This is a genomic window from Pseudomonas sp. NPDC088429, from assembly GCF_044753305.1.
GTDB lineage: Bacteria > Pseudomonadota > Gammaproteobacteria > Pseudomonadales > Pseudomonadaceae > Aquipseudomonas > Aquipseudomonas rustica.
On sequence record NZ_JBIVMX010000043.1, the window covers coordinates 1 to 23,003 of the forward strand.

Annotated in this window: 20 protein-coding genes; 16 read left to right on the forward strand and 4 right to left on the reverse strand. The window is 59.1% G+C overall.

The window, feature by feature from the left end; genetic code table 11:
• A partial coding sequence (gene rpsB, locus ACIP66_RS19540; RefSeq protein ID WP_400650108.1) for a 30S ribosomal protein S2 occupies positions 1-186 on the reverse strand: 186 nt, incomplete at its 3' end.
• A gap of 373 nt (positions 187-559) precedes the next feature.
• On the opposite strand from rpsB, the gene map reads away from it, so the two are divergent.
• The 5 genes from map to ACIP66_RS19565 all read left to right on the forward strand — a co-directional run bounded on the left by map (position 560) and on the right by ACIP66_RS19565 (position 7,158).
• Positions 560-1,342 (forward strand): type I methionyl aminopeptidase, encoded by a 783-nt coding sequence (gene map / locus ACIP66_RS19545; protein ID WP_105707334.1) that lies wholly within the window; start codon positions 560-562, stop codon positions 1,340-1,342.
• 41 nt (positions 1,343-1,383) lie between these two features.
• Positions 1,384-4,086: a [protein-PII] uridylyltransferase gene (locus ACIP66_RS19550; RefSeq protein ID WP_053117617.1), complete on the forward strand. Its 2,703-nt coding sequence runs from the start codon at positions 1,384-1,386 to the stop codon at positions 4,084-4,086.
• Positions 4,087-4,267: 181 nt separating this feature from the next.
• Positions 4,268-5,467: a succinyldiaminopimelate transaminase gene (gene dapC / locus ACIP66_RS19555; protein ID WP_400650112.1), complete on the forward strand. Its 1,200-nt coding sequence runs from the start codon at positions 4,268-4,270 to the stop codon at positions 5,465-5,467.
• A gap of 161 nt (positions 5,468-5,628) precedes the next feature.
• Positions 5,629-6,270 carry a hypothetical protein gene (locus ACIP66_RS19560; protein ID WP_400650115.1) on the forward strand — a complete coding sequence of 214 codons (642 nt, stop codon included), beginning with the start codon at positions 5,629-5,631 and terminating at the stop codon, positions 6,268-6,270.
• A gap of 120 nt (positions 6,271-6,390) precedes the next feature.
• Positions 6,391-7,158, forward strand: a complete 768-nt coding sequence (locus ACIP66_RS19565) for a M12 family metallopeptidase (RefSeq protein WP_400650117.1) — start codon at positions 6,391-6,393, stop codon at positions 7,156-7,158.
• A gap of 15 nt (positions 7,159-7,173) precedes the next feature.
• On the opposite strand, the gene ACIP66_RS19570 is transcribed toward ACIP66_RS19565, so the two are convergent.
• Positions 7,174-8,805: a Na+/H+ antiporter gene (locus ACIP66_RS19570; protein WP_400650118.1), complete on the reverse strand. Its 1,632-nt coding sequence runs from the start codon at positions 8,803-8,805 to the stop codon at positions 7,174-7,176.
• Between the two features lie 279 nt (positions 8,806-9,084).
• Between ACIP66_RS19570 and ACIP66_RS19575 the strand changes: the two genes are divergently transcribed.
• From ACIP66_RS19575 to ACIP66_RS19590, 4 genes are all read left to right on the forward strand, one after another.
• The gene (locus ACIP66_RS19575) at positions 9,085-9,447 is read left to right on the forward strand and encodes an ArsC family reductase (protein ID WP_016985102.1); all 363 of its coding nucleotides are present in this window, start codon (positions 9,085-9,087) and stop codon (positions 9,445-9,447) included.
• Between the two features lie 33 nt (positions 9,448-9,480).
• Positions 9,481-10,515, forward strand: a complete 1,035-nt coding sequence (gene dapD, locus ACIP66_RS19580; protein ID WP_053117606.1) for a 2,3,4,5-tetrahydropyridine-2,6-dicarboxylate N-succinyltransferase — start codon at positions 9,481-9,483, stop codon at positions 10,513-10,515.
• A gap of 133 nt (positions 10,516-10,648) precedes the next feature.
• Positions 10,649-11,854 (forward strand): aminotransferase class V-fold PLP-dependent enzyme, encoded by a 1,206-nt coding sequence (locus ACIP66_RS19585; RefSeq protein ID WP_400650122.1) that lies wholly within the window; start codon positions 10,649-10,651, stop codon positions 11,852-11,854.
• Entirely contained in the window at positions 11,851-12,261 is a 411-nt protein-coding gene (locus ACIP66_RS19590) for a SufE family protein (protein ID WP_400650125.1), read from the forward strand. The genes ACIP66_RS19585 and ACIP66_RS19590 overlap by 4 nt, the downstream gene beginning before the upstream one ends.
• Before the next feature lie 141 nt (positions 12,262-12,402).
• Here the strand turns inward: ACIP66_RS19590 and tcdA are convergent, their stop codons facing one another.
• A complete protein-coding gene (gene tcdA / locus ACIP66_RS19595) occupies positions 12,403-13,221 on the reverse strand; it encodes a tRNA cyclic N6-threonylcarbamoyladenosine(37) synthase TcdA (RefSeq protein WP_008078446.1) in 819 nt (272 codons plus the stop codon).
• Between the two features lie 226 nt (positions 13,222-13,447).
• On the opposite strand from tcdA, the gene ACIP66_RS19600 reads away from it, so the two are divergent.
• The 4 genes from ACIP66_RS19600 to ACIP66_RS19615 all read left to right on the forward strand — a co-directional run bounded on the left by ACIP66_RS19600 (position 13,448) and on the right by ACIP66_RS19615 (position 18,691).
• Positions 13,448-16,039 (forward strand): glycosyltransferase, encoded by a 2,592-nt coding sequence (locus ACIP66_RS19600; protein ID WP_400650128.1) that lies wholly within the window; start codon positions 13,448-13,450, stop codon positions 16,037-16,039.
• A gap of 238 nt (positions 16,040-16,277) precedes the next feature.
• Positions 16,278-17,429, forward strand: coding sequence for a succinyl-diaminopimelate desuccinylase (dapE, locus tag ACIP66_RS19605; RefSeq protein WP_400650131.1), 1,152 nt, complete (start codon positions 16,278-16,280; stop codon positions 17,427-17,429).
• Positions 17,429-18,238 carry a putative RNA methyltransferase gene (locus tag ACIP66_RS19610; RefSeq protein WP_400650134.1) on the forward strand — a complete coding sequence of 270 codons (810 nt, stop codon included), beginning with the start codon at positions 17,429-17,431 and terminating at the stop codon, positions 18,236-18,238. The genes dapE and ACIP66_RS19610 overlap by 1 nt, the downstream gene beginning before the upstream one ends.
• Before the next feature lie 75 nt (positions 18,239-18,313).
• A complete protein-coding gene (locus ACIP66_RS19615) occupies positions 18,314-18,691 on the forward strand; it encodes a hypothetical protein (protein WP_282358434.1) in 378 nt (125 codons plus the stop codon).
• Positions 18,692-18,782: 91 nt separating this feature from the next.
• On the opposite strand, the gene ACIP66_RS19620 is transcribed toward ACIP66_RS19615, so the two are convergent.
• Positions 18,783-18,992, reverse strand: coding sequence for a cold-shock protein (locus ACIP66_RS19620; RefSeq protein ID WP_053117589.1), 210 nt, complete (start codon positions 18,990-18,992; stop codon positions 18,783-18,785).
• A 238-nt stretch (positions 18,993-19,230) separates the two neighbouring features.
• Here ACIP66_RS19620 and plsB point away from each other — a divergent pair, with 238 nt between their 5' ends.
• The 3 genes from plsB to ACIP66_RS19635 all read left to right on the forward strand — a co-directional run bounded on the left by plsB (position 19,231) and on the right by ACIP66_RS19635 (position 22,963).
• The gene (plsB, locus tag ACIP66_RS19625; RefSeq protein WP_400650137.1) at positions 19,231-21,729 is read left to right on the forward strand and encodes a glycerol-3-phosphate 1-O-acyltransferase PlsB; all 2,499 of its coding nucleotides are present in this window, start codon (positions 19,231-19,233) and stop codon (positions 21,727-21,729) included.
• Positions 21,730-21,826: 97 nt separating this feature from the next.
• A complete protein-coding gene (locus tag ACIP66_RS19630; protein WP_400650140.1) occupies positions 21,827-22,513 on the forward strand; it encodes a hypothetical protein in 687 nt (228 codons plus the stop codon).
• 51 nt (positions 22,514-22,564) lie between these two features.
• Positions 22,565-22,963, forward strand: coding sequence for a YbaY family lipoprotein (locus ACIP66_RS19635; protein ID WP_053117584.1), 399 nt, complete (start codon positions 22,565-22,567; stop codon positions 22,961-22,963).
• Positions 22,964-23,003: the final 40 nt, after the last annotated feature.

Consider the following 23,003-nt stretch of genomic DNA (forward strand, 5'->3'; position numbering starts at 1 on the left):
CTGGGCCAGACGCTCTACGAAAGGCAGAGCTTCGTTGACCATTGGCAGGGTTTTTTCAAGGTTGATGATGTGAATCTTGTTACGCGCGCCGAAAATGTACTTACCCATTTTCGGATTCCAGTAACGGGTTTGGTGACCGAAGTGCACACCGGCCTTCAGCATATCGCGCATATTGACTTGGGACATGATAGTTCCTTAATAAGTCGGGTTTGGCCTCCACGTATCCCAATGACCAACCAGTGGCATAAAGCCAAAAGCACCCAGGTCATCGTGTCGACACGTGTGTGGATTTAAGCTTTTCGGGGTATCCCCGGAAAGCGGCGCATTTTATACCACAGGGTGCGCAGAAACGGAACACGAAATCTGTATTCGCACCAAGGACATGGGCGCAGCCCCCTTGGAATCGGCTTCAGGGGCACCATTGTATAGAGAGAAGCGATGCACGCAGGCACTGAATTGCGCCGTGCGTCTGTTAGAATCGCGTTTTTCAGGGTCGCAAAACGCACACCTGCCACCCTATTCGTATCAGCAAGCGCCGCCGAGCGCAGAGAGAGCCTGTATGACCGTCAACCTCAAAACCCCCGAGGACATCGCTGGCATGCGTGTCGCCGGCAAACTGGCCGCCGATGTGCTGGAAATGATTGCCGAACATGTCAAACCGGGCATCACCACCGATGAGCTGAACCAGATCTGCCACGATTACATCGTCAACGTGCAGCAAGCCATCCCTGCCCCGCTCAACTACAAGGGCTACCCGAAGTCGATCTGCACCTCGATCAACCACGTGGTGTGCCACGGCATCCCGAACGACAAGCCGCTGAAAAACGGCGACACCCTGAACATCGACGTGACCGTGATCAAAGACGGTTACCACGGCGACACCAGCCGCATGTTCCACGTCGGCGAAGTGCCGGTCTGGGCCGAGCGTCTGTCGCAGATCACTCAGGAATGCATGTACAAGGCGATCGAAATCGTCAAACCCGGCTGCCGCCTCGGCGACATCGGTGAAGTGATCCAGAAGCACGCGGAAAAGAACGGTTTCTCCGTCGTTCGCGAGTTCTGCGGCCACGGCATCGGCAAGGTCTTCCACGAAGAGCCGCAGATCCTCCACTACGGCCGCGCCGGCACCGGCATGGAACTGAAGGCCGGCATGACCTTCACCATCGAACCGATGATCAATCAGGGCAAGGCCGACACCAAAGTATTGGGCGACGGCTGGACCGCGATCACCAAAGACCGCAAGCTCTCGGCACAGTGGGAACACACCCTGCTGGTCACCGACACCGGCTACGAGATCTTCACCCTGCGCGCCGACGACACCATCCCGCGCATCTCGGCCTGATCCAGCAAACGCTCCCAGCCTTATAGAAGGAAAGCCAATCAATGCCGCAGGTGGATCCCGAACTCTTCGACCGCGGCCAGTTCCAGGCTGAACTGGCCCTCAAAGCGAGTCCTATCGCGGCGTTCAAGAAGGCGATCCGCCAGGCTCGCGAGGTACTCGACACGCGTTTTCGCAATGGCCGCGACATCCGCCGCCTGATCGAAGACCGTGCCTGGTTCGTCGACAACATCCTGCAAAAGGCCTGGGAGCAGTTCAACTGGAGCGAAGACGCCGACATCGCGCTGGTCGCGGTCGGCGGCTACGGTCGTGGTGAGTTGCACCCGTATTCCGACATTGATTTGCTGATCCTGCTGGACAGCGCTGACCACGAAGTCTTCCGTGATTCCATCGAGCGTTTTCTCACTTTGCTGTGGGACATCGGCCTGGAAGTCGGTCAGAGCGTTCGCTCTGTCGACGAATGCGCCCAAGAGGCGCGCGCCGACCTGACCGTGGTCACCAACCTGATGGAAAGCCGCACCATTTGCGGCCCCGAGCGTCTGCGTCAGCGCATGCTTGACGTCACCAGCACCGCACACATGTGGCCCGCGAAGGAATTCTTCCTGGCCAAACGCGCCGAGCAAAAGGCGCGCCACCACAAATACAACGACACCGAATACAACCTGGAACCCAACGTCAAAGGCTCCCCCGGCGGACTACGGGATATTCAGACCATTCTGTGGGTTGCGCGTCGCCAATACGGCACGCTGAACCTGCGCGCCCTCGCTGGCGAAGGTTTCCTCGTTGAGAGCGAAAACGCCCTGCTCGCCTCCTCCCAGGAATTTCTCTGGAAAGTGCGTTACGCCCTGCACATGCTCGCTGGCCGTTCCGAAGACCGCTTGTTGTTCGATCACCAGCGCACCATTGCCGGCCTGCTGGGTTTTGAAGGTGACGACGCCAAACAGGCCGTCGAAAACTTCATGCAGCAGTATTTCCGCGTAGTGATGAGCATCGCCCAGCTCAGCGACCTGATCATCCAGCACTTCGAGGAAGTCATCCTCGCGCCGGAAGACGAAGCGCCGCCGCAGCCGATCAACGCACGTTTCCAGTTGCATGACGGCTACATCGAAGCGCGCAACGACAACGTGTTCCGCCGCACGCCATTCGCCATGCTGGAAATCTTCGTGCTGATGGCCCAGCAGCCGGAAATCAAAGGCGTACGTGCCGATACCATTCGCTTGCTGCGTGAGCACCGTCACCTGATCGACGACAATTTCCGTAACGATATTCGCAACACCAGCCTGTTCATCGAGCTGTTCAAGTGCAAGATCGGCATCCACCGCAACCTGCGCCGGATGAACCGCTACGGCATTCTCGGGCGTTATCTGCCGGAGTTCGGTTTTATCGTCGGGCAGATGCAACACGACCTGTTCCACATCTATACGGTCGACGCGCACACGCTCAATCTGATCAAGCACCTGCGCAAATTGCAGTACACCCAGGTGTCGGAAAAATTCCCGCTGGCCGCCAAACTCATGGCGAAACTGCCCAAGCCCGAACTGATCTACATGGCCGGTCTGTACCACGACATCGGCAAGGGTCGGCATGGCGACCACTCGGAGATCGGCGCGGTCGATGCCGAGGCGTTCTGCCAGCGCCATCAGTTGCCGGTGTGGGACAGCCGCCTGATTGTCTGGCTGGTGCAGAACCATCTGGTGATGTCGACCACCGCGCAGCGCAAGGACTTGTCCGACCCACAGGTGATCCACGATTTCGCGCAGGCAGTCGGCGACGAAACCCGCCTCGACTACCTGTACGTGCTGACCGTGGCCGACATCAACGCGACCAACCCGACACTGTGGAATTCGTGGCGAGCGAGCCTGTTGCGTCAGCTCTACACCGAGACCAAACGCGCGCTGCGTCGTGGCCTGGAAAACCCGGTGGATCGCGAAGAGCAGATCCGCCAGACCCAAAGCGCGGCACTGGACATTCTGGTGCGCGGCGGCACCGATCCGGACGACGTCGAGCAGTTGTGGGCGCAGTTGGGCGATGACTATTTCCTGCGCCATACCGCCGGCGACGTGGCCTGGCACAGCGATGCGATCCTGCAGCAACCGGTCGATGGCGGGCCGCTGGTGTTGATCAAGGAAACCACCCAGCGCGAGTTCGAGGGCGGCACGCAGATCTTCATTTATGCACCGGATCAGCACGACTTCTTCGCGGTGACCGTGGCGGCGATGGATCAGCTCAACCTGAACATTCATGACGCGCGGGTTATCACCTCGAGCAGTCAGTTCACCCTCGACACCTACATCGTGCTCGACAACGAAGGCGAGTCCATCGGCGACAACCCGACGCGGGTCAAACAGATCCGCGAAGGCCTGACCGAAGCGCTGCGCAACCCGGATGACTACCCGACGATCATTCAGCGTCGAGTGCCGCGCCAGCTCAAGCATTTTGCCTTCGCGCCGCAGGTGACGATCCACAACGACGCCCAGCGCCCGGTGACCGTGCTGGAACTGACCGCCCCGGATCGGCCGGGACTGCTCGCGCGGATCGGCGGGATTTTCCTTGAGTTCGACCTGTCGCTGCAGAACGCCAAGATTGCGACCTTGGGCGAGCGGGTGGAAGACGTGTTCTTTATCACCGACGCGCACAACCAGCCGCTGTCCGACCCGCTGCTGTGCAGCCGTTTGCAGGATGCGATTGTTGAGCAGTTGAGCGTCAATCAGGAACCGGATATCAAGCTTTCGCGTATCAGTATTTGAATCAATGAATTTCCCCTGTGGCGAGGGGATTTATCCCCGTTGGGCTGCGTAGCGGCCCTAAAACCATTCACTGCGATTTGACTGAAAGTCCGCGCGCACAGGTTTTACGACTGCTTCGCAGCCGAACGGGGATAAATCCCCTCGCCACAATGGCTCCCCTTTCACACTTAAAGAGGCCCCAATGAACAACGCTCTGAACCAGCTCCAGCCCTACCCGTTCGAAAAGCTCCGCGCCCTGCTCGGCACCGTCACCCCGAACCCGGACAAACGCCCGATTGCGCTGTCGATCGGCGAGCCGAAACATCGCTCGCCAAGCTTTGTCGCCGAAGCGCTGGCGAACAGTCTGGATCAGATGGCGGTGTACCCGACCACATTGGGCATCCCGGCCCTGCGCGAAGCCATTGCCGGCTGGTGCGAGCGTCGTTTCGGCGTGCCGAGCGGCTGGATCGATCCGGCGCGCAACGTGCTGCCGGTCAACGGTACCCGTGAAGCGCTGTTCGCCTTCACCCAGACCGTGGTCAATCGCGGCGACGATGCGCTGGTGGTCAGCCCGAACCCGTTCTATCAAATCTACGAAGGCGCCGCGTTCCTCGCCGGGGCCAAGCCGCACTATCTGCCGTGCCTCGACGAAAACGGCTTCAACCCGGATTTCGACGCGGTATCGCCGGACATCTGGAAGCGTTGCCAGATCCTGTTCCTGTGCTCGCCGGGCAACCCGACCGGCGCACTGATCCCGGTCGATGTGCTGAAAAAACTCATCGCCCTGGCCGACGAATACGACTTCGTGATCGCCGCCGACGAGTGCTACAGCGAACTGTACTTCGACGAGCAAACCCCGCCGCCGGGCCTGCTCACCGCTTGCGTCGAACTGGGCCGCAAGGATTTCAAACGTTGCGTGGTCTTCCACAGCCTGTCCAAGCGTTCCAACCTGCCGGGCCTGCGTTCCGGTTTCGTTGCTGGCGATGCCGACATCCTCAAAGGCTTCCTGCTCTATCGCACCTACCACGGCTGCGCGATGCCGGTACAAACGCAACTGGCCAGCGTTGCCGCGTGGAACGACGAAGAACACGTGCGCGCCAACCGTGCGCTGTACCGCGAGAAGTTCGACGCAGTACTGGAAATCCTCAGCCCGGTGATGGACGTGCATCGTCCGGATGGCAGCTTCTATCTGTGGCCGAATGTGAACGGTGATGACGCGGCGTTCTGCCGTGATTTGTTCGAACAAGAGCATGTCACTGTGGTGCCGGGTTCTTATCTGTCCCGTGATGTCGATGGCGTTAATCCGGGTGCCGGCCGTGTGCGTATGGCGCTGGTTGCGCCGTTGGCTGAATGCGTTGAAGCGGCGGAACGAATTCGCGCGTTTATTACTCGTCAAAAATAAACAACTGAATACCGTGCCAGGCAATCTGGCACGTTAACTTGCCCATGCAAGTTACACTTCAAGACAACTAAAGACTCTCTTCCTTCTTGCCCACGACTTATATTCGGTCGTGCGCTACTGCACTCGGCTACAAATAAAAACCAACTCAAGGAAGAACAACAATGTGGGCAACAAACAACCCACCCAAACTGTGGACGCCCGGCCGCACACTTACAATTGCCTTTCTCAATGGTACACAGGAGGCCAAAGATATAATCATTGCCGCCGCGAGCAGCTGGCTGCCGCACATCAATTTGAACTTCGATTTCGTTGAAGGTCATGCAGGTGATATCCGCATTCGTTGCGACGGTGGCGCTTTCTTTTCCGCCGTCGGCACTGACGCACTGCTTCATGACGAAGGCGCAACGATGCAGCTCGGTTCACACCTGGCTGAACGCCCCCGTTTTTTCGCCGCCAATGTCATGCATGAGTTTGGTCATATGCTGGGTGCCGAACACGAACAGACTCACCCGCTGGCCGACATCCCCTGGGACTTGTCAACGATCTACGAATCACATGGACTGACTGACGATCCGGATGAAGATAATGAGTTGACGGGCTCGAAGCGCGACTGGCTGCACGATTTGTATATTGATTGCGCCGATCGCGAAGACAGCATTTACTCGGGCTACGACCGCAAGTCGGTCATGCACTACTTCATCCCCCAATCCTGGACCAAAGGCGACTTCCAGAATCTCCTTAACCTGGAACTTAGCGACAACGACAAGGCCTTCATGGCGAAGGCTTATCCCTATCCGGTGTAAACCTGCCGTCTATTTTTTTCACTCAAATAGATATCGACCAACACTTTGTAAAAAACCGCACCACATCTCGAACTGCTGGATTCAAGCAGATTGAAAAAACTATTTAAAAAGGAACTTTAAATGAAACATAACAAACCTTGTTCGATAATTCGCCCACACGATGAGAGTGCCTCCCATCACGCAGCGCTCCGGGAAAACCCTGCGAACACTCGTGCACCAAACGCCATGGGGCACGGTATCAGGGCAACTGGTTATTTCAAGAAATTCTGGAGAGCGGGCAGGACATTGAGAGTACGCTTTTTAGATCCTCATTCGTTCATTGGAAAGATGGTTTACATGGCGGAGTTCTGGGGGTGGCAGCGATATGCGAATATAGACTTCCAACTGTCAGAGGACGAGGATGCCGAGATCAGAATCCGAACCGTTTGTGACGATAGTTGCTCAACCATCGGCACTGATGCGTTAATCATTGAGCAGAGTGAAGCAACCCTTTACCTCGCCATTCCGATTGGCGAGGAAGGTTTTATAGCGACTCTACGTCACGAAATCGGACATGTACTGGGCTTCGAGCATGAACACATGCATCGCGATGCGAACATCCCCTGGAACAAAGAGAAGGTCTACGCCTACTATCTTGAGGAACATGAGTGGGATAAAGAGCGTGTTGATCACAACATCCTCAATACCGTCGATCCGGACAATGTTGCAGACACTGATTACGACACGACCTCCATCATGCACTATGAAGTCGATGCGGAACTCACCGACGGCGTTTTCGAAGTCGGCGAGAACAATGAACTCAGCGAAAAAGATATAAAAGCCGCCCGTTTTTTTTACCCAAAAGATCCAGACAGTGTTCCTTGGAAAGACCTGTTGGACAATCCATGAGCTTACAACGGGTATCTATTTGACCAGTCCAAGATTTGCTTCACTCAAATCGAGCTCTCCCAACACTTCACGTAACACATCATCACCAATCTGGTGATGACGGCTGAGGCTGTAGAGTTCCAGGCGCTGCGCTCGCAGCGCCTTCAAACGCAAACGCCGCTCCAGCAGATCCATCTGAAACGCCATCGCCTGCGCTTCGGCGGAGTCGTTGAACACGTCGAGTTGATGGCGATATTCAGACATGATCCGCGCCTTGAGCTCTGCCGCCAGCGCCGCTTGAGCGGCATCCTGCGGTGGGAGCTCCTCGGTTTCCAGTGAGTGAATCGCTGCTTCGGAGGTTTTGCGCCAGGCATCGCGTACTTCTTGGCGACGCTTGTCGTCCGGGCTCTTTTCGATGCCGCGCAGCAACAGTGGCAGCGCGATGCACGCCGACACCAGTGACAGCAGAATCACTCCGGCGGCAATGAAGATCAGCAAGTCGCGCTCGGGAAATGCCTCCGCGCCCATCAGCATCGGCACCGACATCACACCCGCCAGCGTCACCGCGCCGCGCACACCGCCGACGGTCAGCAACCAGCAGGAACGTGCGGTCGGTATTTGCGTCAACTCGCCTTTGCCGCGCACACGCCTTAGCAACACCGACAAACGCCAGATGCTCTGCACCCAGATAAACCGCAGCAATACCAACGCGAGGAAAATCGCCACGACGTCGAGGCAGCGATAGAACAATGTCGGCCACAACGTCGGTTCGTGGCTGACCACGGCTTTGATGATGTCCGGCAATTGCAGGCCGAGCAGCAGGAAGATCAAGCCGTTGAAAGCAAATTCCAGCAGCGACCAGACGCTGCGGTTGAGCAAGCGGGTGCTGGTCTGCCGGGGCAACAGGTCGAGCCAGCTCTGCATCATCCCCGCCGCCACTGCCGACAGAATGCCCGACACGCCGAGGCGTTCAGCCAAGACATACGCGGCGAACGGCAGCAGCAACATAAATACAACGTGCGTCGCTGGATCATCCCAGCCGCGCGCAATCATCCACGAGCGCAGGCGCCCGACCAGCCAGCTCAGCGCCACGCCGACGGCCAGACCACCGAGCGCCACGACGACAAAGGTCAGGCTGGCGTTGGTCAGCGAGAACACGCCAGTGATGGCTGCGGCCAAGGCGAACTTGAAGGTCACCAGGCCCGAAGCGTCGTTCATCAGCGCCTCGCCCTGCAGGATGTGCATCAGCGGGGTCGGCAAGCGGTTCTGCGAAATAGCCGAGACGGCCACGGCGTCGGTCGGCGACAACACGGCCGCCAAGGCGAAAGCCACGGGCAACGGAATCGTCGGCAATAACCAGTGAATGAAGTAACCGGCGCCGACCACGGTGAACAGCACGAGGCCCACCGCCAGCGTCAGAATCGGCCCGCGCAGATGCCAGAATTCGCGTTTGGGCATGCGCCAGCCATCGGAAAACAGCAGCGGCGGCAGGAACAGAAACAGGAACAATTCGGGATCGAGGGCCACGTGCAAACCCAGCGTCGGCCAAGCGAGCAAGGCACCGGCGGCGATTTGCACTAAAGGAAGCGGCAGCGGGATGACCCGTCCGACCAGACGCGAGACGCTGACCAGCATCAGCAGGATCAGGACGGTGTAAGCGGTTTGCATAAAGCGGAAATCTCAGACAATCGACAGCGTTGAACTGCCATATTAGCCGCTTAGCATGCGTCTGGCGTTTGCACCTATGTCGCACACGCCCCAAATGATGTCCGCACAACAATGTGTAGGAGCTGCGGCACGCTGCGATCTTTTGATCTTTAAAGACACAATCAAAAGATCGCAGCCTCGTTTCACTCGACAGCTCCTACAGGGTTTTGCGTATTCGCCGAAGGGTCATGGCATAATCCGTCACCATTTTTCTCCAGCACCTGTAAAGGGGGCAATTCCTTGACCGTTTCAAGTAAAACGTTGCACCTTTTCGGCATCAAAGCCTGCGACACCATGAAAAAGGCGCGCACCTGGCTTGATGAGCACGCTGTCAGCTACGACTTTCACGATTACAAAAGCGCCGGCATCGACCGTGAGCACCTGACCCAATGGTGTGACGAGCACGGCTGGCAAACGGTGTTGAACCGCGCAGGCACGACCTTTCGCAAACTCGACGACGAACGCAAAGCCGATCTCGACCAATCGAAAGCCATCGAACTGATGCTCGCTCAACCCTCGATGATCAAGCGCCCGGTGCTCGATCTCGGTGACCGAACCCTGATTGGCTTCAAGCCAGATATCTACGCGGCCGCTCTGAAGTAAGCAGCCCGTCACTCTTTGTAGAGGTGTATTTACATGTCCAATTCCCTGTTCAGCATCGCCTTTGGTGTCGGCACTCAGAACCGTCAAGGCGCGTGGCTGGAAGTGTTCTACGCCCAGCCATTGCTCAATCCTTCGGCCGAACTGGTCGCTGCCGTGGCGCCAATCCTCGGGTACACCGAAGGCAACCAGGCCATCACCTTCACCACCGCTCAGGCGGCGCAACTGGCTGAAGCCGTGAAAGGCATCGACGCCGTGCAAGGCAAACTGCTGACCCGTCTGGCCGAAAGCCACAAGCCGCTGGTCGCCACTTTGCTGGCCGAAGATGCACAGCTGACCTCGACCCCTGAGGCTTACCTCAAGCTGCACCTGCTGTCGCACCGTCTGGTCAAGCCGCACGGCGTGAGCCTGGCCGGCATCTTCCCGCTGCTGCCGAACGTGGCCTGGACCAGCCAGGGCGCGATCGACCTGAGCGAACTGACCGAAATGCAACTGGAAGCCCGTCTGCGTGGCGAGCTGCTGGAAGTGTTCTCGGTGGACAAGTTCCCGAAAATGACCGACTACGTGGTTCCGGCCGGCGTGCGTATCGCTGACGCGGCACGTCTGCGTCTGGGCGCTTACGTCGGCGAAGGCACCACCGTGATGCACGAAGGTTTCATCAACTTCAACGCCGGCACCGAAGGCCCGGGCATGATCGAAGGCCGCGTTTCCGCTGGCGTATTCGTCGGCAAGGGCTCCGATCTGGGCGGTGGTTGCTCGACCATGGGCACTCTGTCGGGCGGCGGCAACATCGTGATCAAGGTTGGCGAAGGCTGCCTGATCGGCGCCAACGCCGGTATCGGTATTCCATTGGGCGACCGCAACACTGTGGAGTCGGGCCTGTACGTGACCGCCGGCACCAAGGTTGCGCTGCTCGACGAAAACAACAATCTGGTTAAAGTTGTGAAGGCGCGCGAGCTGGCCGGTCAGGCTGACCTGCTGTTCCGTCGCAATTCGGAAACCGGTGCTGTGGAATGCAAAACCCACAAATCGGCGATCGAACTGAACGAAGCGCTGCACGCTCACAACTAAGCAGCCTCATCCGACTTCTGTAGGAGCAAAGCTTGCTCGCGAAGGCGTCCTTGAGGCAGCCAAAAGCTTCGCGAGCAAGCTCGGCTCCTACAGGGGGCGGTGTATATCCGCCCAAGTTCACAGGGCTGAACAGATGATGATTGCCTCCCCCTGGCGTGCCGACTTCCCGGCCATCGCCGCGCTGCAACGGCAAGACCAGACCTATCTGGACAACGCCGCCACCACGCAAAAACCCCAGGCCCTGCTCGACGCGCTGACGCATTACTACGCCAATGGCGCGGCCAATGTGCACCGTGCCCAACACCTGCCCGGCGCTCACGCGACGCAGGCGTTCGAGGACAGTCGGCTCAAGGTTGCGCAATGGCTGAATGCCGGAGACAGCGGGCAGATCATCTTTACCCACGGCGCCACCAGTGCGCTGAACCTCCTGGCTTATGGCCTGGAACATCTTTTCCATCCGGGCGATGAAATAGTCATCAGCGCCCTGGAGCATCACGCCAATCTGCTGCCGTGGCAGCAACTGGCGCAACGGCGCAATCTGAAACTGGTGATTCTGCCGCTGGATGCTGACGGTTTGATTGACCTCGCGGCTGCCGTGCATTTGATTGGCCCGCGTACACGCTTGCTGGCGGTCAGTCAGTTGTCCAACGTGCTCGGTGCCTGGCAGCCATTGCCGGCGCTGCTGGGCATGGCCAAGGCGCAAAACGCGTTGACCGTGGTCGATGGCGCGCAAGGCGTAGTGCATGGCCGGCATGACGTGCAGGCGCTGGGTTGCGACTTCTACGTGTTTTCCAGCCACAAGCTGTATGGGCCGGATGGTTTGGGCGTTCTGTTCGGGCGCAATGCTGCGCTTGAACAACTGAAGCCTTGGCAGTTTGGCGGCGAAATGGTGCTGGAAGCCAACTACCACGACGCGCGCTTCCGCCCTGCTCCGCTGGGTTTTGAAGCGGGCACACCGCCGATTGCCAGTGTGATCGGCCTAGGTGCGACGCTGGATTATCTGGCCGGGCTCGATCAGGACGCAGTGTCGGCCCACGAAGCGGCGCTGCATGACTATCTGCTGCGTGGCCTCGCTGCTCGTAATGGCATTCGTTTGTTGGGCAAGCCGCAATTGGCGCTGGCGAGTTTTGTCGTTGAAGGTGTGCATAACGCTGATCTGGCGCACTTGCTGACAGAACAAGGTATTGCCGTGCGCGCCGGACATCACTGCGCGATGCCGTTGCTGAAAAGCTTCGAGCTGGCCGGGGCGATTCGCGTGTCGCTGGCGTTGTACAACGATTCGGAGGATCTGGAACGCTTCTTTGAAGCGCTGGATCAGGCGCTGGAGTTGTTGCGATGAGCTTGCCGGTCGAGGCTGCCGAGGCGCTGAAAACGTTTCAAAACGCGGCGGGTTGGGAACAGCGCGCGCGGTTGTTGATGCAGTTTGGTGATCGGTTGCCACCGCTAAGTGACGCCGACAAGTGCGAAGTCAATCGGGTGCATGGCTGTGAGAGTCAGGTGTGGCTGGTTGGGCAATTGCGTGACGGTCATTGGCAGTTCGCGGCGAGCAGCGATGCGCGGATGATTCGCGGGTTGGTGGCGTTGTTGCTGTTGCGAGTGAACGGACTGTCAGCGGCGGAGTTGCAGCAAATTGATCTGCCGGACTGGTTCAATCAGCTCGGCCTTTCGCGTCAGCTATCGCCCTCGCGCAGCAATGGCCTCAATGCAGTGCTTCAGCGGATGAATGATCTGGCCTCCACCCTGTAGGAGCTGCCGCAGGCTGCGATCTTTTGATCTTGAAAACAGGATCAAAAGATCGCAGCCTCGTTTCACTCGACAGCTCCTACAGGGGAATGCATTCCAATTGTAGGAGTGAGCCTGCTCGCGATGAGGCCATAAGCCCCAGCATCAAACCTGAGGTTTGACCCGCTCCGCCGGGCGCCGAACACCCGCCACAATCTTGTCCACAGCCTTGGTCGCCGCAACCATCCCGAACGTCGCGGTAACCATCATCACTGCACCAAACCCACCCGCGCAGTCCAGCTTCACGCCGTCGCCAACAAAACTTTTCTGCAAACAAATGCTGCCATCCGGCTTCGGATAACGCAGTTGCTCGGTGGAAAACACACACGGCACGCTGTAATGCCGGGTCACGGTGCGCGAAAAGCCATAATCACGACGCAACGTCGAACGCACTTTCGAGGCCAACGGGTCATTGAACGTGCGGTTGAGGTCACACACCTGAATCAGCGTCGGATCAATCTGCCCGCCCGCGCCGCCGGTGGTGATGATCTGAATCTTGCGGCGTTTGCACCAGGCAATCAGCGCAGCTTTGGCGTTGACCGCGTCGATGCAGTCGATCACGCAATCGATGTTCGGCGTGATGTATTCAGCCATGGTGTCACGCGTAACAAAATCCGCCACCGCGTGCACGGTACAGTCCGGGTTGATCCCGCGCAGACGCTCGGCCATCACCTCGACCTTGGGTTTGCCGACGGTGCTGTCCAGCGCGTGCAACTGGCGGTTGGCGTTGCTGACGCAGACGTCATCGAGGTCGAACAGCGAAATCTCGCCGACGCCACAACGGGCCATGGCTTCCGCCGCCCAAGAACCGACGCCACCGACGCCGACGATCGCCACGTGGGCCGCGCGCAAACGCGCCAGACCTTCGATGCCATACAAACGGGCGATGCCTGCAAACCGCGGATCTTCTGTACTCATGACCATTACCCCAAAAACCGGCGCGCATTATAGGGCTACACAGCGACAAGTTTTAAGCTTCCAGCTACAAGTGTAAGAACTTAAGTCAAAGTCGGCTGCCCAATGTCGGGCATTTCCCTGTCAGATGTACGACTGGCGGACTGCCGGTGTAGGATGCGCGCCCTTTTGCAATAAGAAAGGCGCAACGCCAACCGACTCCTTCGTTCCACAGCCTTTGGAACCCGAAATAGCTATGTCATCGCGTAAATTTGGACTCAACCTGGTGGTGGTTCTGGCAATCGCTGCCCTGTTCACCGGTTTCTGGGCGCTGATCAATCGCCCGGTTTCCGCGCCGAACTGGCCGGAGCAGATCTCCGGTTTCTCCTATTCGCCGTTCCAGCAGGGACAATATCCGCAGAAGGATCAGTATCCGTCTGACGAAGAAATGCGCCGCGACCTGGAGATCATGAGCAAGCTGACGGACAACATCCGCATCTACTCGGTCGACGGTTCGCTGCAAGACATTCCGAAACTGGCTGAAGAATTCGGCCTGCGCGTGACGCTGGGGATCTGGATCAGCCCCGATCAGGAACGCAACGAACGGGAAATCCAGCGCGCCATCGAACTGGCCAACACTTCGCGCAGCGTGGTTCGCGTGGTGGTCGGGAACGAAGCGATCTTCCGTAAGGAAATCACTGCGCAAGAGCTGAGCGTGTTGCTCGATCGCGTGCGCGCGGCAGTGAAAGTGCCGGTGACCACCTCCGAGCAATGGCACGTCTGGGAAGAACACCCGGAGCTGGCCAAGCACGTTGACCTGATCGCTGCGCACGTTCTGCCGTACTGGGAATTTATTCCGGTCGACAAGGCTGGGCAATTCGTTTTCGATCGCGCCCGCGACCTGAAAAAACTCTTCCCGAAGAAACCGCTGCTGCTCTCCGAGGTCGGCTGGCCGAGCAACGGTCGCATGCGCGGTGGCGCCGATGCATCGCCGGCGGATCAAGCGATTTACCTGCGTACGCTGGTCAACAAGCTCAACCGCCAAGGCTTCAACTACTTCGTGATCGAAGCGTTTGACCAGCCGTGGAAGGCCAGCGACGAAGGTTCGGTGGGCGCGTACTGGGGCGTGTTCAACGCCGCGCGTCAGCAGAAATTCAACTTCGAAGGCCCGGTGGTCGCGATCCCGCAGTGGCGCGTGCTGGCGATCGGCTCGGTGGTGCTGGCGCTGCTGTCGCTGACTTTGCTGATGATCGACGGCTCGGCCCTGCGTCAGCGTGGGCGGATCTTCCTGACCTTTATCGCCTTCCTCTGCGGTTCGGTGCTGGTGTGGATCGGTTACGACTACAGCCTGCAATACAGCACGTGGTTCAGTTTGACGGTCGGCTTCCTCTTGGCACTCGGTGCGCTAGGGGTGTTTATCGTGCTGCTTACCGAGGCGCATGAACTGGCCGAAGCGGTTTGGATTCACAAACGCCGGCGCGAATTCCTGCCGGTCGAGGGCGACTCCAACTACCGTCCGAAAGTCTCGATTCATGTGCCTTGCTACAACGAGCCGCCGGAGATGGTCAAACAGACCCTCGACGCCCTCGCCGCGCTGGATTATCCGGACTATGAAGTCCTGATCATCGACAACAACACCAAGGATCCGGCGGTGTGGGAGCCGGTGCGCGACTACTGCGCAACCCTCGGCCCGCGCTTCAAGTTCTTCCACGTCTCGCCCCTGGCTGGTTTCAAGGGCGGCGCGCTGAACTACCTGATTCCGCACACCGCCAAAGACGCCGAAGTCATCGCCGTGATCGACTCCGATTACTGCGTGCACCCGAAATGGCTGAAGCACATGGTGCCGCACTTCGCCGACCCGAAAATCGCCGTGGTGCAGTCGCCGCAGGATTATCGCGATCAGAACGAAAGCACCTTCAAGAAGCTCTGCTATGCCGAATACAAAGGCTTCTTCCACATCGGCATGGTCACCCGTAACGACCGTGATGCGATCATTCAGCACGGCACCATGACCATGACCCGCCGCTCGGTTCTGGAAGAATTGGGCTGGGCCGACTGGTGCATCTGTGAAGACGCCGAACTCGGTCTGCGCGTGTTCGAAAAAGGCCTGTCGGCGGCGTATTACCACGACAGCTACGGCAAGGGTCTGATGCCGGATACGTTTATCGACTTCAAGAAACAGCGTTTCCGCTGGGCCTACGGCGCGATTCAAATCATCAAGCGCCACACCCGCAGCCTGCTGCGCGGCAAGGACACCGAACTGACACGCGGCCAGCGTTACCACTTCCTCGCGGGCTGGTTGCCGTGGGTCGCGGACGGGATGAACATCTTCTTCACCGTCGGCGCGCTGTTGTGGTCGGCGGCGATGATCATCGTGCCGCAGCGGGTCGATCCGCCGTTGCTGATCTTTGCAATTCCGCCGCTGGCGCTGTTCGTGTTCAAGGTCGGCAAGATCATCTTCCTCTACCGTCGCGCCGTCGGCGTGAACCTGAAAGATGCATTCTGCGCGGCACTGGCCGGGCTGGCGTTGTCGCACACCATCGCCAAAGCGGTGCTGTACGGCTTCTTCACCACCAGCATTCCGTTCTTCCGCACACCGAAAAACGCCGACAACCATGGTTTCTGGGTGGCGATTTCCGAAGCGCGGGAAGAGCTGTTCATCATGCTGCTGTTGTGGGGCGCGGCGCTGGGGATCTATCTGGTCAACGGCATGCCGAGCAACGACATGCGCTTCTGGGTGGTGATGCTGCTGGTGCAATCGCTGCCGTATCTGGCGGCGCTGATCATGGCGTTCCTGTCGTCGCTGCCGAAACCTGCGGTCAAGGCTGAGCCGGCGCCGGTCGTCTAAATCCTCATCGATGCACTAAACGGCGGCCAATGGTCGCCGTTTTGCTTTAAGATAACCGCCATTTTGCGGGGCTTGGCGTGATAACCGGTGTAACTGACCGAACCCAATCCCTGTGGGAGCGAGCTTGCTCGCGAAGGCTTTGTAACATTCAACCTCTATGTTGCCTGCTATACCGCTTTCGCGAGCAAGCTCGCTCCCACATTGGCCCTAGACCAATTTCAAGCTCCCGGAGTTTTCCATGACGGCCCACGCCGACCTTTCGCCGACCCTCCAACTCGCCATCGACCTGATCCGCCGTCCATCCGTGACGCCGGTCGACGCCGATTGCCAGAAGCAGATGATGCAGCGCCTGGGCGATGCCGGTTTTACCCTCGAGCCGATGCGCATCGAAGATGTGGATAACTTCTGGGCCACTCACGGCAACAACGACGGCCCGGTGCTGTGCTTCGCCGGTCACACCGACGTGGTGCCGACCGGCCCGGTCACCGCGTGGCAGATCGACCCGTTCAATGCGCTGATCGATGAACACGGCATGCTCTGCGGCCGTGGCGCGGCAGACATGAAAGGCAGCCTGGCGTCGATGACCGTCGCCGCCGAGCGCTTCGTCGCCGACTACCCGAACCACAAGGGCAAAGTCGCGTTCCTGATCACCAGCGATGAAGAAGGCCCGGCGCACCACGGCACCAAGGCTGTGGTCGAGCGTTTGGCCGCGCGTAACGAACGTCTGGACTGGTGCATCGTCGGCGAACCGTCGAGCACCACGCTGGTGGGCGACGTGGTGAAAAACGGCCGTCGTGGCTCGCTGGGCGCCAAGCTCACCGTCAAAGGCATCCAGGGTCACGTCGCCTATCCGCATCTGGCGAAAAATCCGATCCACCTCGCCGCTCCGGCACTGGCCGAACTCGCCACCGAGCATTGGGATCATGGCAACGATTTCTTCCCGCCGACCAGCTTCCAGATTTCCAACGTCAACTCCGGCACCGGCGCGACCAACGTGATTCCGGGCGATCTGGTGGCGGTGTTCAACTTCCGTTTCTCCACCGAATCGACCGTCGAAGGCCTGCAGAAACGTGTGGCCGATATTCTCGACAAACACGATCTGGACTGGCACATCGACTGGGCGCTGTCCGGTCTGCCGTTCCTCACCGAACCGGGCGCACTGCTCGACGCGGTGTCGGCGAGCATCAAGGACATCACCGGTCGCGAGACCAAAGCGTCGACCAGCGGCGGTACGTCCGATGGCCGCTTCATCGCGACCATGGGCACGCAAGTGGTTGAACTGGGCCCGGTCAACGCGACCATCCACCAGGTCAACGAACGCGTATTGGCGGCGGATCTCGACGTACTGACCGAGATCTACTACCAAACCATGATCAAGTTGCTCGCCTGATGCTCGCGTGTCCGATCTGCAGTGAGCCGCTGAATGCGGTGGATAACGGCGTGGTCTGCCCCGCCGGCCACCGCTTCGACCGTGCGCGCCAGGGTTATCTGAACCTGCTGCCGGTGCAGCACAAAAACAGCCGCGACCCTGGCGACAACCAGGCCATGGTCGAGGCGCGCCGCGACTTTTTGAACGCCGGCCATTACGCGCCGGTGGCCAAGCGTCTGGCCGAGCTGGCGGCGAGTTATGCGCCGGGCCGCTGGGTCGACATCGGTTGTGGCGAGGGTTATTACACCGCGCAAATCGCCGAGGCCTTGCCGAACGCCGATGGCTACGCGCTGGACATCTCCCGTGAAGCGGTCAAACGCGCGTGCAAACGTAACCCGGCGATTAGCTGGTTGATCGCCAGCATGGCCCGCGTGCCATTGGCGTCGGGTAGCTGCCAGTTTCTCGCCAGCGTCTTCAGTCCACTGGATTGGGAAGAAGCCAGGCGCTTGCTCAGCGTTGGCGGCGGTCTGATGAAAGTCGGCCCGACCAGCGGCCACCTGATGGAACTGCGCGAGCGTCTGTACGACGAAGTGCGCGAGTACACCGACGACAAGCATCTGGCCTTGGTGCCGCAAGGCATGGCGCTGGCGCACAGCGAAACCCTGGAATTCAAGCTGACGCTGGACAAGCCCGAGGATCGCGCCAACCTGTTGGCGATGACGCCCCACGGCTGGCGCGCCAGTGCCGAGCGTCGCGCGGCGGTGATCGAACAGGCCGAGCCGTTCGAGACCACGGTGTCGATGCGCTACGATTATTTCGTTCTTCAATAAACTTTTGGTCTCGGGCGAGTGCCCGGGGCCGGCTAAATCCGCGAGTGGATTTTTCAGACCGCAGTGAGGACATCCATGCGCCAACCGGACATCGAGATTTACCTGAAAGACGCCGACGTCGACCACAAGGCCATTTCCGCCTGGCTGGGCGCCGCGCTGGGCCCGTGCACCGACTGGGTTCAGAAAGGCCAGACCTGGAAGTGCAAGGCCGGCAACGTGCCGGTCACTTGGCTGCCGAAAGCCGTGGGCAAGTGGAATAGCCTGTACCTGGAAAGCGACCAGACGCCGTGGGACGACGACATCGCCTGCGCCCGTGCCGCGTTTGCCGCGCTGAACGTAGAAGTGCGTTGCGCGCCGGGCACGTGGGTCGAGGAAGAAGGTGAAGAGACGGCTGATCGCTGGATGCGCATCAGCGCAGACGGTGAAGAAGAAATCACCTGGAAAACCGCTTAACAGCAAAAGATCGCAGCCTTCGGCAGCTCCTACAGGGTCATGTGTACACCTGTAGGAGCTGCCGAAGGCTGCGATCTTTTGATCTTCAAGGTTACAAGCCTACAACGTCTTCCGCCTGCAAACCCTTCTCGCCAGTAATCACCGCGTACTCAACCTGCTGACCTTCAGCCAGCGACCGGTGCCCTTCGCCGCGAATCGCGCGGTAGTGCACGAATACGTCCACCCCGTCTTCGCGCTGAATAAAGCCGTAGCCTTTGGCGTCGTTGAACCACTTCACGTTGCCGGTTTCACGTGTTGCCATCTGTTCATACTCCTTTTTTATTATTGAACAGGCTTTTCGCAGGAAAGCCTTTGAGGAACGTCAGCCTGCATCCGACGTCCATAAAAGGGCCCCGGCGACAGACCGCCGAGTATATGACAGGTGCGAAAAGTCTCAACAGGAGATTACTTCGCCGCTTTTTTGCCGATTTTCGTCCAATACGGCACACTATCGACCGCCCGAGCAAACGCTCGGTTTTATTCACTCACGCAGAAGCCGTATGACCCGTTCCCCGTTCCGCCGTCTTGTGTTTGGCACCCTGCGCCGACTGTTGTATCTCTGGGTTCGCTCGGAGACGATCAACCAGTCGTCGTTCACCCTCAACCTCGACCGCAGTCGTCCGGTGTTCTACGTCCTGCAAAACCCTTCGCTGACCGATCTGGCCGTGCTCGATACCGAGTGCACCAAGGCCGGCCTGCCGCGTCCGGTGCTGCCGGTGTCGGTGGGGTCGCTGATTGAACCGGCGGCGTTTTTCTACCTGACGCCGGATCCGGACTGGCTCGGTCGTCAGGACAAGCGCGGTGCACCGCCAACCCTGACTCGCCTCGTCAGCGCCCTCACCCAGAACGCTGCCGAAGACGCGCAGATCATTCCGGTCAGCGTGTTCTGGGGCCAGTCGCCGGACAGCGAAAACAGTCCGTGGAAACTGTTGTTTGCCGACAGCTGGGCCGTTACCGGACGCCTGCGTCGTCTGCTGAGCATCATCGTCCTCGGCCGCAAAACTCGCGTGCAATTCTCCGCACCGATTCACCTGCGCGAGCTGATCGACCACAACAAGGGCCATGAACGCACCGTGCGCATGGCCCAGCGGATCCTGCGCGTGCACTTCCGCAATCTGAAAGCAGCGGTGATCGGCCCGGACATTTCCCACCGTCGCAACCTGGTCAAAGGCCTGCTCAATCAGCCGCTGGTCAAGCAAGCGATCCTCGACGAAGCCGAGCGCGAAAACATCTCCGCGGAAAAAGCCAAGGCCCAGGCCCTGCGCTACGGCAACGAGATCGCCTCGGACTACACCTACACCGCGATCCGTTTCCTCGAAGTGGTGCTGAGCTGGTTCTGGAACAAGATTTACGACGGCATCAAGGTCAACCACATCGAAGGCGTGCAGAAGGTCGCGCAGGGTCACGAAGTGATCTACGTGCCGTGCCATCGCAGCCACATCGACTATCTGCTGCTCTCGTACTTACTGTTCCGCAACGGCCTGACCCCGCCGCACATCGCCGCCGGGATCAACCTCAACATGCCGGTGATCGGCAGCCTGCTGCGGCGTGGCGGCGCGTTCTTCATGCGCCGCACGTTCAAGGGCAATCCGCTGTACACCTCGGTGTTCAACGAATACCTGCACACGCTGTTCACCAAAGGTTTCCCGGTCGAGTACTTCGTCGAGGGCGGCCGCTCGCGCACCGGACGCATGCTGCAACCGAAAACCGGCATGCTCGCCATTACGATGCGCAGCTTCCTGCGTTCGTCGCGCATGCCGATCGTGTTTGTGCCGGTGTACATCGGCTACGAGCGCGTGCTGGAGGGGCGTACCTACCTCGGCGAACTGCGCGGCGCGAGCAAGAAGAAAGAATCGATCTTCGATATTTTCAAAGTTATCGGCGCGCTGAAGCAGCGCTTCGGTCAGGTCGCCGTCAACTTCGGTGAGCCGATCAAACTGGCGGAATTCCTCGATGCCGAGCAACCGGACTGGCGCCAACAGGAACTCGGCCCACAGTTCAAACCGGCGTGGCTCAACGAAACCACCAATCGTCTCGGCGAGAAAGTCGCGCAGCATCTGAACGAAGCGGCGGCGATCAACCCGGTCAATCTGGTGGCGCTGGCATTGCTGTCGACCACGCGCCTGGCGCTGGACGATCGCGCCATGGCTCGCGTGCTGGATCTGTATCTGGCGCTGCTGCGCAAAGTCCCGTACTCGCCACACACCACGCTGCCGGAAGGCGATGGCCGTGCCTTGATCGAGCACGTGAAGGACATGGATCTGCTGTCCGAGCAGAACGATGCGCTGGGCAAGATTCTCTATCTCGACGAGCAGAACGCCGTCCTGATGACCTACTACCGCAACAACGTGTTGCACATCTTCGCCCTGCCGGCGTTGCTCGCGAGCTTCTTCCAGAGCGCCTCGCGCATGAGCCGCGAACAGATCCTGCGCTACACCCGCGCGCTGTATCCGTACTTGCAGTCGGAACTGTTCATTCGCTGGTCGCTGGACGAACTGGATGCCGTGGTCGATCAGTGGCTGGAAGCATTCGTCGAGCAAGGTCTGCTGCGTTTCGAGAAAGACGTCTACCTGCGTCCGGCGCCAAGTTCGCGGCATTTTGTGCTGCTGACATTGCTGTCGAAAAGCATCGCGCAGACCTTGCAGCGTTTCTACATGACCGTGTCCTTGCTGCTCAACAGCGGCCAGAACAGCATCAGCGCCGAAGAACTGGAAGACCTCTGCACCGTCATGGCCCAGCGCCTGTCGATCCTCCACGGCCTCAACGCCCCGGAGTTTTTCGACAAGAGCCTGTTCCGTCATTTCATCCAGACCCTGCTCGACCTCGACGTGCTGCGTCGCGACGAGGCCGGCAAGCTCAGCTACCACGAACTGCTCGGTGAATTGGCCGAAGGTGCGGCCAAGCGCGTACTGCCAGCGGACATTCGTTTGTCGATCCGCCAGGTTGCGCTGCATCGCAGTGAAGATGCGGCTGAAAGCGCGGTAACCGCCGAAGGCTGAAACTTGCCGATAACTAACGGAGAGCCCGCCGGGTTCTCCCGTTAGTTGATTCGTGGATAAATAGGCTCACTTTAAAAATCGCGATAAGGATATCGAGATGAGCCTGCTGCACGAACCAACTCCCATCGTCACCGTCGACTTCCGTCTGCCCCCAGACTTCCGCGCTCCTGAGGGCGGTGAGAATGAAACGGTGGTCAGCGTCAAAGTGGTTAACTCCACTTCGCCGATCAACATTAAAGACTGGCGGCACTCGTCAGTCTTTGATGTCGACTGGAAGTTCTCATTTCCGCATCAGTACAGCGATGTCGGCGTGAAGTATCAGATCAACGTTCAGATGTTCCATGACCAACAGCCTTTGCTGGTGGCGCTGGACTACTTCGTTATCGTCAACACAGCCCCGCACCGGCAGACGCTGCATCTAAGTCCGATCGGCTTTCTGTATGTGGAAGCTCAGGAGCCCAGTGTCGTTGCTGAACATGAAGCCGTGACGATCAGTCTGCACGATGCTGATGACCCGAATACCCAACTTACCCGCGTCACTCAAGATGAACGAAGCGCCGCTTCGTTTTATCTGCAATACGATCCAGACAGCGTCATACCCGGCAAGCGCTATGCGTTAAGCGGTGTGGAAAACCGCTATCACCAATCCATTGCAGTCACGCCGTGGCATGTCGAACTTGCGCCGGTTTCGCCTACGTTGAGTTTGCGGCTATCGCAGTGGATCTCGCAGTGGCTGGAGAAACCATTACGTTTGTTCACTGACGTTGATGGCAAAATCCGCTAGATTTCTCTTCGGCGCCGGGATTCTTCCGGCGCAAAAGTATTAGAGGTTCCGATGAAAAAACTCACCCTTCTCGCCGCCGCCACGCTGTTGAGCGCCTGCCAATCGACCACCCCCGCCGGCAAGGCCAGCCTCGATGGCGAAGTGTTCTACCTGCAACGCATCGCCCTGCCACCGAGCGCGACCCTGAGCGTGAGCCTGCAAGACGTTTCCCTCGCCGACGCCCCAGCGGTCGTGCTCGACGAGCAGAAAGGCCCGATCAAAGGCCAGGTGCCGCTGCCGTTCCACTTGAGCTACGATCCGGCGCAGGTCAAACCCGGCCACCGTTATTCGGTCAGCGCGCGTATCGAAGTCAACGGCGAGCTGATGTTCATCACCACCGAAAACCACGCCGTGCAACTCGACGGCAACGACCCGCAGCCGCTGAAAATCCGCGTCGACGCGATTCGTTAATTCATTCTCCGCCACCACTTTCTGCAACAAGGAAGCCGCC

Bases quoted from the DNA above. Each gene is read 5' to 3' on its own strand.
- map (WP_105707334.1), top strand. From the start codon at position 560: ATGACCGTCAACCTCAAAACCCCCGAGGACATCGCTGGCATGCGTGTC.
- ACIP66_RS19550 (WP_053117617.1), top strand. From the start codon at position 1,384: ATGCCGCAGGTGGATCCCGAACTCTTCGACCGCGGCCAGTTCCAGGCT.
- dapC (WP_400650112.1), top strand. From the start codon at position 4,268: ATGAACAACGCTCTGAACCAGCTCCAGCCCTACCCGTTCGAAAAGCTC.
- ACIP66_RS19560 (WP_400650115.1), top strand. From the start codon at position 5,629: ATGTGGGCAACAAACAACCCACCCAAACTGTGGACGCCCGGCCGCACA.
- ACIP66_RS19565 (WP_400650117.1), top strand. From the start codon at position 6,391: ATGAAACATAACAAACCTTGTTCGATAATTCGCCCACACGATGAGAGT.
- ACIP66_RS19570 (WP_400650118.1), bottom strand. From the start codon at position 8,805: ATGCAAACCGCTTACACCGTCCTGATCCTGCTGATGCTGGTCAGCGTC.
- dapD (WP_053117606.1), top strand. From the start codon at position 9,481: ATGTCCAATTCCCTGTTCAGCATCGCCTTTGGTGTCGGCACTCAGAAC.
- ACIP66_RS19585 (WP_400650122.1), top strand. From the start codon at position 10,649: ATGATGATTGCCTCCCCCTGGCGTGCCGACTTCCCGGCCATCGCCGCG.
- ACIP66_RS19590 (WP_400650125.1), top strand. From the start codon at position 11,851: ATGAGCTTGCCGGTCGAGGCTGCCGAGGCGCTGAAAACGTTTCAAAAC.
- tcdA (WP_008078446.1), bottom strand. From the start codon at position 13,221: ATGGTCATGAGTACAGAAGATCCGCGGTTTGCAGGCATCGCCCGTTTG.
- ACIP66_RS19600 (WP_400650128.1), top strand. From the start codon at position 13,448: ATGTCATCGCGTAAATTTGGACTCAACCTGGTGGTGGTTCTGGCAATC.
- dapE (WP_400650131.1), top strand. From the start codon at position 16,278: ATGACGGCCCACGCCGACCTTTCGCCGACCCTCCAACTCGCCATCGAC.
- ACIP66_RS19610 (WP_400650134.1), top strand. From the start codon at position 17,429: ATGCTCGCGTGTCCGATCTGCAGTGAGCCGCTGAATGCGGTGGATAAC.
- ACIP66_RS19615 (WP_282358434.1), top strand. From the start codon at position 18,314: ATGCGCCAACCGGACATCGAGATTTACCTGAAAGACGCCGACGTCGAC.
- ACIP66_RS19620 (WP_053117589.1), bottom strand. From the start codon at position 18,992: ATGGCAACACGTGAAACCGGCAACGTGAAGTGGTTCAACGACGCCAAA.
- plsB (WP_400650137.1), top strand. From the start codon at position 19,231: ATGACCCGTTCCCCGTTCCGCCGTCTTGTGTTTGGCACCCTGCGCCGA.
- ACIP66_RS19630 (WP_400650140.1), top strand. From the start codon at position 21,827: ATGAGCCTGCTGCACGAACCAACTCCCATCGTCACCGTCGACTTCCGT.
- ACIP66_RS19635 (WP_053117584.1), top strand. From the start codon at position 22,565: ATGAAAAAACTCACCCTTCTCGCCGCCGCCACGCTGTTGAGCGCCTGC.